Consider the following 14127-nt stretch of genomic DNA (forward strand, 5'->3'; position numbering starts at 1 on the left):
CGACCAAGGTCGGGTGCCTGGCGGTCGGCGAGCCCACGCGGCTCGCCGACCGCTGGCCCGTTCGCACCCGCCCCGGTCTCTCCGGGCGCCCGCCGCGCACCGCCCGTCAGCGGCCCTGGGCCATCCGGGTACACCTCGATGCGGTGGTGTGGCGTGCGTCAAGCCCCTGGCCACTGACTTTGTGCACGCGTTCACAAGCGGTACCGTGTTCTCATCCCGGAGACATTTCCTGTCGAGGAGTACCAGCGTGGCGGCACAGCGAGGCCAGCGGAACGGTGTCGGCGGCGACACCCCACCCGCCCCCACCGCCGCGGAGGTCACGACCCCGATCCCCAGGGTGGCCGAGGTGCCCGCGGCGCGGGAGCGCGCCCGGGCGATCCCCGAGGCCGCGGTGGCCCGGCTGGCCGTCTACCTGCGGGTCCTGTCCGCCATGCAGGAGCAGGGCGCGGGAACGGTCTCCAGCGAGGAACTCGCCGCCGCCGCCGGGGTCAACTCGGCCAAGCTCCGCAAGGACCTGTCCTACATCGGCTCGTACGGCACCCGCGGGGTCGGCTACGAGGTGGCCGTGCTCATCGAGGAGATCGAGCGCATCCTCGGCCTGACCCGCAAGCACAGCGTCGCCGTGGTCGGGATCGGTAATCTCGGTCACGCCCTGGCCAACTACGGCGGCTTCCCCGGGCGCGGCTTCCCGGTCTCCGCGCTGTTCGACGTGGACCCCGACCTGGTCGGGGTGCCGGTCGGGGGCCTGCCGGTGGACCACATCGACGACATCTCCCGGGTGTGCGCCGAGCGCGAGGTCTCCATCGGGGTCATCGCCACGCCACCGCCCGCCGCCCAGACGGTCTGCGACCGTTTGGTCGAGGCGGGAGTTCAGTGCATCCTGAACTTCGCGCCCGTCGTGCTGCAGGTGCCCGACCACGTCGAGGTGCGCAAGGTCGACCTGGCGGTCGAGCTGCAGGTGCTGTCGTTCCACGTGGCGCGGCGAGCCGACGACGCGGCCGCCACGAACGGGCAACAGGTCAACGGGATGGTGGTGTCATGAGCGTGCTCGCGGTCGGGATGTCGCACCGCAGCGCCGACGTCCGCTTGCTGGAGCGGGTGACGGTCGCCGCCCCCGACGTGCCCAAGGTCCTGCACGACCTGCTGGCCTGCCCGAACGTCACCGAGGCCGTGCTCGTCTCCACCTGCAACCGGGTCGAGGTCTACGCCGTCGTCGAAGCCTTCCACGGCGGGCTCTCCGACGTCGTGGGCGTGCTGGCCCGGCACGCCGGGGCCGACCCCACCGCGCTGCACGACCACCTCTACGTGCACTACGCCGCCTCCGCCGTGCAGCACCTGTTCACCGTGGCGGCGGGCCTGGACTCCATGGTCGTCGGCGAGTCGCAAATCCTGGGCCAGGTGCGGATCGCCTACGGCACCGCCACCGAGTGCGGCACCGTCGGCCGCTCGCTGCACGAGCTGGTGCAGCAGGCGCTGCGCATCGGCAAGCGCGTGCACACCGACACCGGGCTCGACCAGGTCGGCGGCTCCGTCGTCTCCGAGGCGCTGGCCGACGCCGACCGGTCCCTGGGCGGCCTCGCGGGCCGCTCGGCGCTGATCGTCGGCGCCGGTTCCATGGGCGGGCTGGCCGCCGCGGCCCTGCGCCGCGCGGGCGTCGGCGAGGTCGTCATCGCCAACCGCTCCGCCGCCAACGGCGAGCGGCTGGCCGCGGCGCTGCTGGAGCAGGGCGTCCCCGCCCGCGCCGAGGTCGGCCTGCACGACCTGGCGGCGCTGATCGCCGCCGCCGACGTCGTGGTGTCCTGCACCGGCGCGGTCGGCGCGGTCATCCCGGTCGAGGCCGTCGCCGCGCGCACCACGCCGCTGGTCGTCTGCGACCTCGGCCTGCCGCGCGACGTCGAGGACGGCGTTGGCGAGCTGCCCGGCGTGCACGTGGTCGACCTGGTCAGCCTCCAGCGCCGCCTGGCCGAGACGCCCAGCGGGCTCGACACCCGCCGGGCCGCCGAGATCGTCGCCGAGGAGGTGCGCGGCTACCTCGCCGCGCAGCGCTCGGCGGAGGTCACCCCCACCGTGACCGCCCTGCGCCGCCGGGCCGCCGAGGTCGTCGACGCCGAACTGCTGCGCCTGGACTCCCGGCTGCCCGACCTGGACGACCCGGTCCGCGACGAGCTGGCGCGCACGGTCCGCCGGGTCGTCGACAAGCTGCTGCACACCCCGACGGTGCGGGTCAAGGAGCTGGCCTCCGGACCCGCGGGCACCGGTTACGCCGAGGCGCTGCGCGAGCTGTTCCAGCTCGACCCGCAGAAGCCCGCCGCCGTGGCCGTCGCCAGTGAGGACAAGACGTGAAGCGAACCATCAGGATCGGCACCCGCGGCAGCGCCCTCGCGCTCGCCCAGACCGGGACCATCGCCGACGCGCTGGAGAAGGCGGGCGCGGCGACCGAGATCGTCGTCGTGTCCACCCCCGGCGACCGCTCGCACGCCCCCATCGCCGAGATCGGCGTGGGCGTGTTCACCTCGGCGCTGCGCGACGCGCTCGCCGACGGGACCGTGGACGTGGCCGTCCACTCCTACAAGGACCTGCCGACCGCCCCGGACCCGCGCCTGTCGATGGCCGCGGTGCCGCAGCGCCAGGACCCCCGGGACGCGCTCGTGGCGCGCGACGGGCTCACCCTGGGCGAGCTGCTGCCGGGCGCGCGGATCGGCACCGGCTCGCCACGGCGGGCCGCGCAGTTGCACGCGCTCGGCCTCGGTCACGTGATCGTGCCGATCCGCGGCAATGTGGACAGTCGGATCAAGAAGGTGCGCGACGGCGAACTCGACGCCGTCGTGCTCGCCCGCGCCGGGCTCGCCCGGCTGGGCAGGCTCGACGAGATCACCGAGACCCTCGACCCCATCCAGATGCTCCCCGCGCCCGCGCAGGGAGCGCTGGCGGTGGAGTGCCGGGTCGACGACGTCGACGTCGAACACCTTCTCCGGTCCACAGTGGATGACGAAGCCACCCGGCTCGCGGTTGCCGCGGAGCGCGCCATGCTGGCCGCGCTCGAAGCGGGATGCAGCGCGCCCGTTGGCGCTTTGGCCGACGTCGTCGAAGACTTCGACCAGGACGACAGGGTGATCCTCCGCCTGTCGCTGCGCGGCGTCGCCGCCGCCTACAGCGCGGACGGCGACCCGACGGGTCCGGTCGAGATCATGCGAGCGTCGGCCACCGGTGACCTGACCGAAGGAGAGCAGCTCGGTCGTGCGCTGGCCGCCGAGCTGCTGGAACTCGGGGCCGGGGTGCTCTCCGGTCCCGAGGCGTAGTTGATGGGAAGTGTGGCCTGACATGACCACCCGTGCACGTAAGTCCCCCGGTCGCGTCGCCTTCGTGGGCTCCGGTCCCGGCGACGCCGGACTGCTCACGGTTCGCGCCAAAGAGCTGCTCGAACGCGCCGAGCTGGTGGTGACCGACCCCGATGTGCCCGCCGCCGTGCTGGCCTTCACCAGCGCCGACGCCGAGGTGCGCCCCGCCGTGGGGCAACCCGCGGACGTGGCCAAGGACCTCTCCGGTGAGGCGAAGGCCGGTCGCGTCGTGGTGCGCCTGGTCGCGGGCGACCCGCTGACGCACTCGGCCGTGGTGGCCGAGGCGCAGGCGGTGGCCCGCACCAGCGCGGTGTTCGACGTCATCCCCGGCGTCTCCCCCGCCACCGCGGTCCCGGCCTACGCGGGCATCGCCCTGGGCTCCGGGCACACCGAGGTCGACGTGCGCGGCGACGTGGACTGGGCGGCCCTGGCGGCCGCGCCCGGCCCGATCGTGCTGCACGCCAGCGCCAGCCACCTCGCCGAGGCGGCCTCCTCGCTGGTCGAGCACGGCCTCGCCGCGCAGACCCCGGTCGCGGTCACCGCGGACGGCACCGCGACCAGCCAGCGCACCGTCGACACCACGCTGGCCTCGCTCGCCGCCGACGCCGGGGAGATCTCCGGCCACCTGGTGGTGACGGTCGGCGCCGCCGCCGCGCAGCGCTCGAAGCTGTCGTGGTGGGAGTCGCGCGCCCTCTACGGGTGGCGCGTGCTGGTGCCGCGCACCAAGGACCAGGCGGGGGAGATGAGCGAGCGCCTGCACCTGCACGGCGCCATCCCCAGCGAGGTGCCGACCATCTCGGTCGAGCCGCCGCGCAGCCCCGCGCAGATGGAGCGCTCGGTCAAGGGCCTCGTCGACGGCCGCTACCAGTGGGTCATCTTCACCTCGACCAACGCCGTGCGCGCGGTCTGGGAGAAGTTCGCCGAGTTCGGCCTGGACGCCCGCGCCTTCTCCGGCGTGAAGATCGCCTGCGTGGGCGAGGCGACCGCGGCCAAGGTGCGCTCGTTCGGCATCAACCCGGAACTGGTGCCCTCGGGCGAGCAGTCCAGCGAGGGCCTGCTGGCCGACTTCCCGCCGTACGACGACATCCTGGACCCGGTGGAGCGCGTGCTGCTCCCGAGGGCCGACATCGCCACCGAAACCCTGGCGGCCGGCCTGCGCGACCGCGGCTGGGAGATCGACGACGTGACGGCCTACCGCACCGTCCGGGCGGCCCCGCCGCCCGCCGACACCCGCGAGATGATCAAGACCGGCGGTTTCGACGCGGTGTGCTTCACCTCGTCGTCGACCGTGCGGAACCTGGTCGGCATCGCGGGCAAGCCGCACACCCGCACCCTGGTGGCGTGCATCGGCCCGAAGACCGCCGAGACCGCCCGCGAATTCGGCCTGCGGGTCGACGTCCAGCCCGAGCACGCCACCGTGCCCGCCCTGGTCGACGCCCTGGCCGAGCACGCGGCCCGGCTCCGCGCCGAGGGCGCCCTGCCGCCCCCGCGCAAGACCAAGCGCGCGCGCCGCTGACCGGCGCGGCACCGACAGACTGGGCGGGCGGGGTTGCCACTGGCACCCCGCCCGCTCCGGTTTCCGATCCAGTTCGGGAGAGCCTGATGTTCCCCAACCACCGCCCCCGCCGCCTGCGCCGCACCCCCGCGCTGCGCCGCATGGTCAGCGAGACCACCCTCGCGCCGCACCAGTTGGTGCTCCCCGTGTTCGTCAAGGAGGGCGCCACCGAGCCCACCCCGATCTCGAGCATGCCGGGCGTCGTCCAGCACACCCGCGACACCCTGCGCAAGGCGGCCGTCGAGGCCGTCGAGGCCGGGGTGGGCGGCATCATGGTGTTCGGCGTCCCGGAGGTCCGCGACGCCGTGGGCTCCGGCGGGGTCGACCCGGAGGGCATCCTCAACGTCGCCCTGCGGGACCTGCGCGCCGAACTCGGCGACAGCACGGTCCTGATGTCCGACCTGTGCCTGGACGAGTTCACCGACCACGGCCACTGCGGCGTCCTCGACGACGAGGGCAACGTCGACAACGACGCCACCCTGGCGGTCTACGCCGACATGGCCAGGGCCCAGGCGGACGCGGGCGCGCACCTGCTCGGCCCCAGCGGCATGATGGACGGCCAGGTCGGGGTCATCCGCGAGGCCCTGGACACCTCGGGCCACGCGGACACCGGCATCCTGGCCTACTCGGTCAAGTTCGCCTCGGCCCTCTTCGGCCCCTTCCGCGAGGCGGTCGACTCCCAGCTCACCGGCGACCGCAAGACCTACCAGCAGGACCCGGGCAACATCCGCGAATCCCTGCGCGAGGTCCACCTCGACCTGACCGAAGGCGCTGACCTGGTCATGGTCAAGCCCGCTGGCGCCTACCTGGACGTCATCCGCGCGGTGCACGAGGTCTCCGACGTGCCGGTGGCGGCCTACCAGGTCTCCGGCGAGTACGCGATGGTCGAAGCCGCCGCCGCCAACGGCTGGCTGGACCGCGACCGCACCATCCTGGAGACGCTGACCTCCATCCGCCGCGCAGGCGCCGACGTCATCCTCACCTACTGGGCCACCGAGGCCGCGATCTGGCTCAACCGCCGCTGACCCCGCTGGTTTCGCTGTTCTCACCGGCCTCTGCGGCGACCCGTCGCTCCCGCGCGGTGGTCGCGGTCTCGATCAACCGGTCGAGGCTGCGATCGGTGAGCACGACCTCGAACCCGGTCGCCCACTCGCCCAAGAGCAGACGGGTGTCCTCGTCCTCGCCGAGGGTGAAGCTCATCCGGCAGTCGTCGGGCACGCTGACCCAGGCCCCGACGGTGGGCACATCGCTCATGGAAATCTCCTGAAACGCTCGAAGGTGGGGGTTGTACTGCCGTTGAGACAACGGGTTCGGCCCCTATTCTGCAAGCGCGAGCGGAGAGGCCCCGGGATGTCGTTGGCAAACCGAGTCCAATACCGCGAAACGAGCGGGGAAAGTCTTGCAAATCGGATGTAAGCTCCCCCCGGGATGAAAGGTGGGGCGGTGTCCGAGGGGGCAACGGGCTCAACGGTGCCGAGGCGCCAACTCGGCAGGTACCTGCGCGACCTGCGCGGCAAGGCCAGGCTCACGGTCCGCGCGGCGGCCGAGGCGCTGGAGTGGTCAGAGGCCAAGATCTGGCGGATAGAAACCGGCCAGACCAGCTTGCGGAGCATGGACGTGGAGGCCATGTGCAAGGTCTACGGCGCCCCGCCGGAGGCCACGGGATCGCTGAAGGAACTCGCCAAGGAAACCAAGAGCAAGGGGTGGTGGCACGCCTTCGGCGATGTCCTGACCAACGACTTCAACCTCTACGTCGGCTTGGAGGAAGCTGCCTCGTCCTTGCGCTGGTATCAGTGCGAGTTGATTCCTGGCCTCTTCCAGACCCCCGAATATGCTCGGGTCATCTTCCGTGGTGGACGCTCTGCCGTGTCAGAGGAAGTGATCGAGCGTCTTGTCCGGCTGCGTGTCGAGCGGCAGGCAATCCTGGACAGGGTCACCGCCGCCCCGGACGTCTCCGTGGTGATCAACGAAGCGATCCTCCGCCGCCCCATCGGGGGACCCGTTGTCATGGGTCTGCAACTGGACCGCCTCATCGAGTTCGGGGAACTGCCCAACGTGAGCATCAGGGTGGCGCCGTTCTCCATCGGGCTGCACCACGGCGCACTCACCGGCCCGTTCGTGATCATGCGCTTCCCCCGGTACGGCGATCGTGACCCGGAGCCACCTACGGTTTTCGTCGATGGCTTCACCGGCTCCCTCTACCTGGACAAGCCGAGTGAAGTCGGAAAATTCGACCAGGCTTTTTCCGGACTGCTCGCCGAGATCCCGGATGAGAAGGCCAGCAAGAGCCTTATCCACCAAGCAGCAAGGGAGTTCATGCCATGAGCAAGCCCAACCTGTCCTGGCGCAAGAGCAGCCACAGTTCGGGAGAGGCCAACTGCGTCGAGGTGGCGTTCCCCGGCCTCTCCGTGGCCACCCGCGACAGCAAGCACCCCACCGGCCCCACCCTCTCCTTCCCCGCCCCCACCTGGCACACCTTCCTCACCACCCTCACCCGCTGACCCCATTGGTTCCGAGGGCAGGCCCCTTTCGTTCGGAGGGGGCCTGCCTCGTACCAGCACTGCTGCCGGACTTCACTGAACCAGGAGGGCAGGGAATGAACGATTTGTCGTTCATGTGGTTGGAGATCACAGGCAAATGCCAGTTGCAGTGCACTCATTGCTACGCCGAGTCCGGGCCGGGCGGCACCGACGGCGCGATGGTTCCGGCGGACTGGAAGAGCGTCATCGACCAGGCTGCCGGGCTCGGTGTCGAGATGGTGCAGTTCATCGGGGGCGAACCGACGTTGCACCGCTCGTTGCCCGATCTCGTGGACCGGGCGGTCGGGCTCGGCCTGCGGGTCGAGGTGTTCTCGAACCTCGTGCACGTGACGCCGCACCTGTGGGACGTCTTCGCGCAACCGGGCGTGCAGCTCGCGACGAGCTACTACAGCGACCAGGCGGGCGAGCATGAGCGCATCACCAAGGGGCGCGGCAGCCACAAGCGGACCCAGGACAACATCGTGGAAGCGCTGCGCCGGTCGATCCCGCTGCGGGTCGGGGTGATCGACCTCGGCGATGGGCAGCGCGTCGACCAAGCGCGCGCCGAGCTGGCGGCGCTGGGTGTCGACGGCGAGGTGCGCGTCGACCGGTTGCGCGGGGTCGGGCGCGGGGTACGGGCGGCGGCCCCGGACACGTCGCAACTGTGCGGGGGGTGCGCTCGGGGCAAGGTCGCCGTGGCGGCCGACGGCTCGGTGTGGCCCTGCGTGTTCTCGCGCTGGCTGCCGGTCGGTAACGTGCGGGTCGACCCCCTCGTCGAGATCCTGAACGGGCGCGCGATGCTGGACACCGAGGCGATCTTGGCCGAGCAGTTCTCGTCAGGGCCGGTGTTCCCGTGCGTACCGAACATGTGCGACCCGCAGTGCGGGCCGAGTTGCAGCCCCGCGTGTTCGCCTGCCAACAACTGCACGCCGGTCGGCGCGTGCGTCCCGTCCGAGTACTGAGCGAGGACAGGCCCGTGCTCGCCCGCCGCGCGTACATCCCCGGGGAACTGCTGTCGGCAGGGTCGGCCGACAGTTGGCCGCTCACCGTGCCCTGTGTGGCGCAGTTGGCCGAGGAAGGCATGACCTTCGACAAGCCGATCACCTTCCTGGTCGGTGAGAACGGTTCGGGGAAGTCCACCCTCGTCGAGGCGTTCGCCGAGGCGTGGGGGTTGGACGCGCGCGGCGGGCGGGCGGGTCGCAAGTACGTCAACGACCGCCCGAAGACAGCCCTTGGTGAGCTGGTGCGCTGGGAAACGACCGGCGCAGGCGCTCGGCACAAGAGCGGGACGCGGACGAAGCGCCGCGGCTACTTCCTGCGCGCCGAAACCGCGTTCGGGTTCATGGACGCCGTCAGCGGGATGCGCGGTTACTGGGAAGAGAACACCAACGAGATGAGCCACGGCGAGGGGTTCCTCACCGTGTTCTCGAACATGTTCCGCGAACCGGGCTTCTACCTCATGGACGAGCCCGAGGCGGCCCTGTCGTTCAAGTCCTGCCTGCGGCTGGTGAACCTCATGTACGACCTCGGCGAGTCCGGCGCGCAAATCATCTGCGCGACGCACTCGCCGATCCTGGCCTCGACCCCGGGCGCCGACATCATCGAGGTGGGCGACGACGGGTTCCGCCGGGCCGAGTGGGAAGACCTCGACGTGGTCGACCACTGGCGGCGGTACATGAACAACCCGGCCGCGTACCTGCGGTACGTCACCGACGAGTGAGGAACACCGGTGCCGGTCGACACCAGCGGGGCTGACGCGCAGTTCAGGCAGTGGATGCGCGAAAACCTCGACCGCGCCGCGGAGCACTTCGGGGCGGTCGTCGTCGGCGAGCCGCTGCTCGGCTGGCGCGACCGGTCGGTCAGCGCTCCCGCCCGCCGTGGCGATGACGACTGCTGGTTGCGCGTCGTGTCCGAGGACAAACGGTGGATCGGCGGTGACTTCTGGACGGGCAACCTCGACGCGAACGTGTTCGAGGGCATCGCCAAGCCCCGCGTACTGGACGTGGTCGAGTGGGAGGAGTGGCGGCAGCAGCGCGCCGAGATCATGACCAGGTTGCCGGGCCGCGCGTGCTCGCCGACCGACGCACTGCGCGCCACGGCCGACCTACCCGACGAGTGGTGGGTCGAGCTGCGCCGAACCGTCGACACCGTCGCGGCCACACCGACCGAGCGCGCCAACACCACCCAGGCCAAGGTGACCGACTGGCTTGCGCAGCGCTTCGGCGACGCGGTGGACCCGACGGTGCCCGGGTGGGAAACCGTGCACGGTGACGTGCACTGGGCGAACCTGTTCGGTCCTCGATTCGGACTGCTCGACTGGGAGTGGTGGGGCAATGGCCCCGTCGGCACCGACGCGGCGACCCTGCTCTGCTACAGCCTCCTGGTGCCCGAGACCGCGCAACGGGTGCGCGAGGTCTTCGCCGACGTGCTCGACACCGACACGGGCCGGTTCGCGCAGCTCTACGCCACCGCTCGACTGCTGCGCAGGGTGGACCGCGGCGAGTTCCCCGACCTCGCCGAACCGCTCGAACGGCACGCTTCGGGCCTGCTCCGATCCTGACCGCGTGTGACGGCAGACCGAACACCCCCGCTGGTGGAAGAGCGCACCGTGTACGTGATTCGACCGGCCGAAGAGAACTGACCGGATCACTCCGTCACGGGCAGGCACTCGGCGAGCAGGTCGACGACGTCACGCCAGGCTCGCTGTGCGTGCCGTGGGTGGGGTCCGACGCCGGGGAGCACCGTGTGGTCGACCGGTGGGTGGTGGAAGGCGTGCAGGGCGCCGCCGTAGACCATGAGGCGCCAGTCGACGCCCGCGGACTGCATCTCGGCCGTGAACGCTTCCCGTTGCGCGGGCGGCATGATCGGGTCTTCCGACCCGACCCCGGCCCACACCGGGCAGCGGATGCGCGCCGCCTCGCCCGGGCGGCCGGTGGTCAGTCCGTTGACGGTGCCGATCGCGCGCAGGTCGACGCCGTCGCGGCCGAGTTCCAGTGCGATCGCGCCGCCGGTGCCGTAGCCGATGGCGGCGATCCGGTCGGGGTCGGTCCGTGGGTCGGCGCGCAGCACGTCGAGCGCGGCGTGGCCGATGTCCCGCATCCGGTCGGGGTCGGCGAGCAGCGGCAGGCAGCGGGCCAGCATCTCCTCGGGGTCGCCCAGGTAGCGCCCGCCGTGGATGTCGAAGGCGAGTGCCACGTACCCCAGTTCGGCGAGGGTGTCGGCCCGGTGGCGCTCGACGTCGCTGAGGCCCGTGCCCTCCGGGCCGAGCAGCACCGCGGGCCTGCGGTCGGTGCCTGCCGGGAGGGCGAGGTGCCCGAGCATCGTCAGGCCGTCGGCCGGGTACTCGACCGTGCGTGTGGTGATCGTCGCCATGGAATCGGACGGTAGCGATCGGCGGGCACGGTCGGGCCGGGGTTCACCGCAGGCGGAACAGCGCGGCCACAACCTCCTGCGACCGTGCGACGGGTGCGCGAGGTCTTCGCCGGACAGGCCTTTCCGACCGGCGGGTAACCTCGGGTCCGTGAGCACCCCGGACGACACCGACGACGCCACCCCGCGCGAGGCGCCGGTCATGCCCACCGCCGAGGAGGCCGCCGCTGCCGGGCAGGCGCGGACCGACGCGCCCCGGGTTGTCCGGGTCAGCTTCTGGCTGTGGATCGCGGCGGGGGTCATCGGGCTGGTCGGGGCCGTGTTGTTCCTCGTGCTGCGCGACGAGTGGGCGGACATCCAGGCCCGGAGCAGCCCGGGGCGGAGCGTCGCCGAGATGCGGGGGTTGGCCGCCGGGTTGTCCTGGTGGTTGTTGGCCGGGTCGGTCATGTTCCTGGCGTTCTTCGTGCTGGTCGGCTACAACGCCCGGCGCGGGGTGCGGAAGGCGCGCACGCTGCTACTGGTGCTGGGGGTCTTCGCCGCCCTGTTCGAGTACTCGTTGGGGCGGGTCACCATCTACGGGCTCATCAGCGCGCTGCTGATCATCGTGGCCGCCGGGTTGCTCTACGCGCCCCCGGCCCGGCGCTTCTTCGCCGGGGACGAGCGGTGACCGAGGAGGCCGGGGGAGTTCCCGGGGAAATCACAGAGGCCCCGGAGGTCGAGGAGGCCGTCCGCTACCACGAGTCCGGCTCCACCTGGTGGCCGTTGCTGTGGGGGCCCGGTTTCTGCGGGGTTGGGTTCACCCTGGAGACCGTCACCGGGGCCTCGCACGGTCTCGCGTGGATCGTCGTCGGGGTGGTGCTGCTCGGGTTGACCGCGCTCTGGGTGTCGGCGCGGCGGACCGATCGGGCCGTGACGCTCACCGACACCACCCTCCGGATGGGGACCGGGATGGTGTCCGTCGCGCGGATCGCTCGCGTCGAGGGGGTGCCGGAGCCGGTAGGGGCGCGGGCGGTCGGGGGTGGGTTCACCATCCCGGCCAAGACGCACCCGGTGCCGATGGAGCTGGTCGACGGGTCGGTGGTGCTCGGGTGGGCCCGCTTCTCCGACGACCTGGTCGAGGTGTTGGCGCCCATGGTCGAGGGCAACACCGCCGAGTCCGCCTGCCTGGACCTCGACCTCCCTCCCAGCGCCCGCCCGGCCACCGCCGCGAACGACAGCACGGCGAACGGCACCGCCGCGAACGACAGTGCTGTGAACGAGACCGCCGCGAACGACAGTGCCGAGGGCAATACCGCCGAGGGCAAGACCGCCGAGAGCGACACCGAACGGCCGCAGATCCCGGTCGAGAGCAAGGAAGGCGAGCAGTGACCCGTCCCACCCCGCCGCCGTACCAGGCCCCGCCGCAGTACACGCCGATGCCGCCGGTGTCCGCGCCGCCGCCGAACCCGCGGCCGCGGATCGTCGACCACGCCGTGTGGCTGACCCTCGCCGGGATGGCCGTGAACGTGGTCGGCACGCTCTACCAGTTGATCTTCGACCGGGCGTGGGTCGACCGGACCGTCCGCGAGCTGACCAAGGACACCAACCCGACCTTCGCCGCCGTGGACGCCAAGGTGGTGGTGATCGCCGGGGTGTGCGGCGTGCTGCTGACGATCGGCCTCTACGTCCTGCTCGCCCTGATGGCCAGGCGCGGGCGGAACTGGGCGCGGATCGCCCTCGCCGCGCTGGCCGCGCTCGGGGCCGCCGGGTTCCTCGCCGGGGTGTCGACCGTCGGGCCCGCGCCGGACCTGATGTGGAACCTGGCCGACGCCGCCTTCCGCGTCGCCGCCGTGGTCTACCTGTTCCAACCCGAGGCGACCAAGTTCTTCCAGCCGGGCCGCCGGGGCTGAAAAGCGCCGCGGCGCGGCGGCAAAAGTCGTGCGGCGACCGCTTGCAGGCAATACGGTCACCCCCATGACCACGAGTGGCCCCGATCCCGACCAGTCCCCCAGGTACGACCCCATGCCCGCGGCCCCGCCGCTGAGCGACCGCGAGATGGGTCAGCCCCTGGCCCGCCCCAAGCCCGTCGACACCGCGTTCACCCTGTGGATCGCCAACGCCGCGCTGAGCCTCATCGCCTACGTCGTCACCCTGACGCTCGGTGGTGACGCGCTGCGCGAGGCGGCCCGCGACTCCGCCCGCGCCAGCGGCGGCGGTGGCCTCTCCGAAGCCGACATCGACACCGCGGTCACCGCGGGTCTGGTGTTCTCCGGGGTCATCGCGGTGGCGTTCTTCGCCCTGTACCTGCTGTTCGCGTTCAAGATGCGCGCGGGCCGCAACTGGGCCCGCATCACCCTCACCGTGCTCGGTGCCCTCGGCCTGATCAGCGGCCTGTTCAGCCTGCTCGGCGGTGGGCTGGACGCGGTGAGCCTGGTGCTGAACATCATCCAGATCGCGCTGATCGGCACGGCGATCTTCATGATGTGGCAGAAGGAGGCCACGCACTACTTCGAGGCCGCCAAGCGCACCGGGTGATGCGCGCGGGACACCGCCGGGGTCGGTAACACGGACCGGTCCGGTTGCTACATACCGGGCGTGACCCAGTTGTCCGTACTCCCCGAACCCGAGGTGTCCCGTGCCAGACCGGCGGCGGTGACCGGCGCGTTCTGCGGTGCCCTGCTCGGCGCCTGCCTCACCGGCGTCATGCTCGTCCTCTCCACCCGGTCCCCGGGGCTGCTCGGCCTCGGGGCCGCCCTGTCGGCGCTGGCCGCCGCGGCCTGCGCGCACCCGTTGCGCGAGGGCCGCGGCTGGGCCCGCTCGGGCCTGGTCGCCGCCGCCCTGCTCGGCGCCCTGTGCGCCCCCGCCGCCGCGAACCCCGTCCCCGGCCCGGCCGCCCCCTTCCTGGGCGGGGCCGCTGTGGTCGTCTGGGTGGTCGTGGTGACGCTGCTGCTGCGCGTCGACGCGGGCACCTTCTTCGCCCGCCGCTCCTGAGCCGCCGCCCCCGGTGGGCGCATGAGACCCTGGGGCCGTGACCACCCCCGAACCCGGTTGGCCGGAACCCGCCCCCGCGCCGCACCGCCCCCGCCGCGCGATCGTGGCCGCGGCGGAGGTCGTGGTCACCGCCGCCCTGGTGTGGCTGGCGTTCTGGCTGTGGTCGCGCGGCACGGTCGTCGGCACCCCGATCCCCGAGCGGCCCAACCTGCGGTTCGAGGAGTTCGACGGGCCGTTCGTGGCCGGTGCGGTCGCCGCGGCCACCCTCGCGGGCCTGGTCCTGGTGGACGCCGTGCGGCAGGTCGTGCTGGCGGTGCGGACCACGCCGAAGGCGGCCGTCGAGGTGGCGTGAGCGCGGCCACCCCGCCGCGTTTGG

Annotated in this window: 18 protein-coding genes; 16 read left to right on the forward strand and 2 right to left on the reverse strand. The window is 72.1% G+C overall.

All coding sequences use genetic code 11. The features are described from left to right. Positions 1 to 247: 247 nt before the first annotated feature. The 5 genes from DFQ13_RS08155 to hemB all read left to right on the forward strand — a co-directional run bounded on the left by DFQ13_RS08155 (position 248) and on the right by hemB (position 5918). Positions 248 to 1042 carry a redox-sensing transcriptional repressor Rex gene (locus DFQ13_RS08155; protein WP_110079415.1) on the forward strand — a complete coding sequence of 265 codons (795 nt, stop codon included), beginning with the start codon at positions 248 to 250 and terminating at the stop codon, positions 1040 to 1042. After that, positions 1039 to 2343: a glutamyl-tRNA reductase gene (locus DFQ13_RS08160; RefSeq protein ID WP_110079416.1), complete on the forward strand. Its 1305-nt coding sequence runs from the start codon at positions 1039 to 1041 to the stop codon at positions 2341 to 2343. The genes DFQ13_RS08155 and DFQ13_RS08160 overlap by 4 nt, the downstream gene beginning before the upstream one ends. After that, positions 2340 to 3299: a hydroxymethylbilane synthase gene (gene hemC / locus DFQ13_RS08165; RefSeq protein ID WP_035279346.1), complete on the forward strand. Its 960-nt coding sequence runs from the start codon at positions 2340 to 2342 to the stop codon at positions 3297 to 3299. The genes DFQ13_RS08160 and hemC overlap by 4 nt, the downstream gene beginning before the upstream one ends. A 22-nt stretch (positions 3300 to 3321) precedes the next feature. Then, positions 3322 to 4854, forward strand: coding sequence for a bifunctional uroporphyrinogen-III C-methyltransferase/uroporphyrinogen-III synthase (locus DFQ13_RS08170; protein WP_035279349.1), 1533 nt, complete (start codon positions 3322 to 3324; stop codon positions 4852 to 4854). Between the two features lie 86 nt (positions 4855 to 4940). Beyond that, the gene (hemB, locus tag DFQ13_RS08175; RefSeq protein ID WP_110079417.1) at positions 4941 to 5918 is read left to right on the forward strand and encodes a porphobilinogen synthase; all 978 of its coding nucleotides are present in this window, start codon (positions 4941 to 4943) and stop codon (positions 5916 to 5918) included. On the opposite strand, the gene DFQ13_RS08180 is transcribed toward hemB, so the two are convergent. Continuing rightward, the gene (locus DFQ13_RS08180; RefSeq protein WP_110079418.1) at positions 5905 to 6147 is read right to left on the reverse strand and encodes a hypothetical protein; all 243 of its coding nucleotides are present in this window, start codon (positions 6145 to 6147) and stop codon (positions 5905 to 5907) included. The genes hemB and DFQ13_RS08180 overlap by 14 nt on opposite strands. A gap of 189 nt (positions 6148 to 6336) precedes the next feature. Here DFQ13_RS08180 and DFQ13_RS08185 point away from each other — a divergent pair, with 189 nt between their 5' ends. The 5 genes from DFQ13_RS08185 (at position 6337) to DFQ13_RS08205 (ending at position 9972) form a co-directional block, all read left to right on the forward strand. Then, complete coding sequence (locus DFQ13_RS08185) at positions 6337 to 7218, forward strand: helix-turn-helix domain-containing protein (protein ID WP_110079419.1); 882 nt, start codon at positions 6337 to 6339, stop codon at positions 7216 to 7218. Then, positions 7215 to 7394, forward strand: coding sequence for a DUF397 domain-containing protein (locus tag DFQ13_RS08190; protein ID WP_110079420.1), 180 nt, complete (start codon positions 7215 to 7217; stop codon positions 7392 to 7394). The genes DFQ13_RS08185 and DFQ13_RS08190 overlap by 4 nt, the downstream gene beginning before the upstream one ends. A 95-nt stretch (positions 7395 to 7489) precedes the next feature. Next, positions 7490 to 8374, forward strand: a complete 885-nt coding sequence (locus DFQ13_RS08195) for a radical SAM protein (RefSeq protein WP_181399895.1) — start codon at positions 7490 to 7492, stop codon at positions 8372 to 8374. A gap of 14 nt (positions 8375 to 8388) precedes the next feature. Further along, positions 8389 to 9132, forward strand: a complete 744-nt coding sequence (locus DFQ13_RS08200) for an AAA family ATPase (RefSeq protein ID WP_181399896.1) — start codon at positions 8389 to 8391, stop codon at positions 9130 to 9132. A 54-nt stretch (positions 9133 to 9186) separates the two neighbouring features. Further along, entirely contained in the window at positions 9187 to 9972 is a 786-nt protein-coding gene (locus tag DFQ13_RS08205; RefSeq protein ID WP_052020791.1) for a phosphotransferase, read from the forward strand. A gap of 86 nt (positions 9973 to 10058) precedes the next feature. On the opposite strand, the gene DFQ13_RS08210 is transcribed toward DFQ13_RS08205, so the two are convergent. Then, complete coding sequence (locus DFQ13_RS08210) at positions 10059 to 10784, reverse strand: dienelactone hydrolase family protein (RefSeq protein WP_110079421.1); 726 nt, start codon at positions 10782 to 10784, stop codon at positions 10059 to 10061. Positions 10785 to 10932: 148 nt separating this feature from the next. Here DFQ13_RS08210 and DFQ13_RS08215 point away from each other — a divergent pair, with 148 nt between their 5' ends. From DFQ13_RS08215 to DFQ13_RS08240, 6 genes are all read left to right on the forward strand, one after another. After that, positions 10933 to 11448: a hypothetical protein gene (locus tag DFQ13_RS08215; protein WP_110079422.1), complete on the forward strand. Its 516-nt coding sequence runs from the start codon at positions 10933 to 10935 to the stop codon at positions 11446 to 11448. Beyond that, positions 11445 to 12149: a hypothetical protein gene (locus tag DFQ13_RS33660; RefSeq protein WP_181399897.1), complete on the forward strand. Its 705-nt coding sequence runs from the start codon at positions 11445 to 11447 to the stop codon at positions 12147 to 12149. Before DFQ13_RS08215 ends, DFQ13_RS33660 begins: the two co-directional genes overlap by 4 nt. Continuing rightward, positions 12146 to 12670: a hypothetical protein gene (locus tag DFQ13_RS08225; RefSeq protein WP_110079423.1), complete on the forward strand. Its 525-nt coding sequence runs from the start codon at positions 12146 to 12148 to the stop codon at positions 12668 to 12670. Before DFQ13_RS33660 ends, DFQ13_RS08225 begins: the two co-directional genes overlap by 4 nt. A 64-nt stretch (positions 12671 to 12734) precedes the next feature. Further along, positions 12735 to 13295, forward strand: coding sequence for a hypothetical protein (locus DFQ13_RS08230; protein WP_146241163.1), 561 nt, complete (start codon positions 12735 to 12737; stop codon positions 13293 to 13295). A 60-nt stretch (positions 13296 to 13355) separates the two neighbouring features. Continuing rightward, the gene (locus DFQ13_RS08235; protein ID WP_146241165.1) at positions 13356 to 13751 is read left to right on the forward strand and encodes a hypothetical protein; all 396 of its coding nucleotides are present in this window, start codon (positions 13356 to 13358) and stop codon (positions 13749 to 13751) included. A 37-nt stretch (positions 13752 to 13788) separates the two neighbouring features. Beyond that, positions 13789 to 14103, forward strand: a complete 315-nt coding sequence (locus DFQ13_RS08240; RefSeq protein WP_110079424.1) for a hypothetical protein — start codon at positions 13789 to 13791, stop codon at positions 14101 to 14103. Positions 14104 to 14127: the final 24 nt, after the last annotated feature.

Origin of the sequence: Actinokineospora spheciospongiae (assembly GCF_003182415.1) — a bacterium.
In the GTDB taxonomy this organism is placed as follows: domain Bacteria; phylum Actinomycetota; class Actinomycetes; order Mycobacteriales; family Pseudonocardiaceae; genus Actinokineospora; species Actinokineospora spheciospongiae.

Bases quoted from the DNA above. Each gene is read 5' to 3' on its own strand.
- DFQ13_RS08160 (WP_110079416.1), top strand. From the start codon at position 1,039: ATGAGCGTGCTCGCGGTCGGGATGTCGCACCGCAGCGCCGACGTCCGC.
- DFQ13_RS08170 (WP_035279349.1), top strand. From the start codon at position 3,322: ATGACCACCCGTGCACGTAAGTCCCCCGGTCGCGTCGCCTTCGTGGGC.
- hemB (WP_110079417.1), top strand. From the start codon at position 4,941: ATGTTCCCCAACCACCGCCCCCGCCGCCTGCGCCGCACCCCCGCGCTG.
- DFQ13_RS08180 (WP_110079418.1), bottom strand. From the start codon at position 6,147: ATGAGCGATGTGCCCACCGTCGGGGCCTGGGTCAGCGTGCCCGACGAC.
- DFQ13_RS08190 (WP_110079420.1), top strand. From the start codon at position 7,215: ATGAGCAAGCCCAACCTGTCCTGGCGCAAGAGCAGCCACAGTTCGGGA.
- DFQ13_RS08195 (WP_181399895.1), top strand. From the start codon at position 7,490: ATGAACGATTTGTCGTTCATGTGGTTGGAGATCACAGGCAAATGCCAG.
- DFQ13_RS08205 (WP_052020791.1), top strand. From the start codon at position 9,187: ATGCGCGAAAACCTCGACCGCGCCGCGGAGCACTTCGGGGCGGTCGTC.
- DFQ13_RS08210 (WP_110079421.1), bottom strand. From the start codon at position 10,784: ATGGCGACGATCACCACACGCACGGTCGAGTACCCGGCCGACGGCCTG.
- DFQ13_RS08230 (WP_146241163.1), top strand. From the start codon at position 12,735: ATGACCACGAGTGGCCCCGATCCCGACCAGTCCCCCAGGTACGACCCC.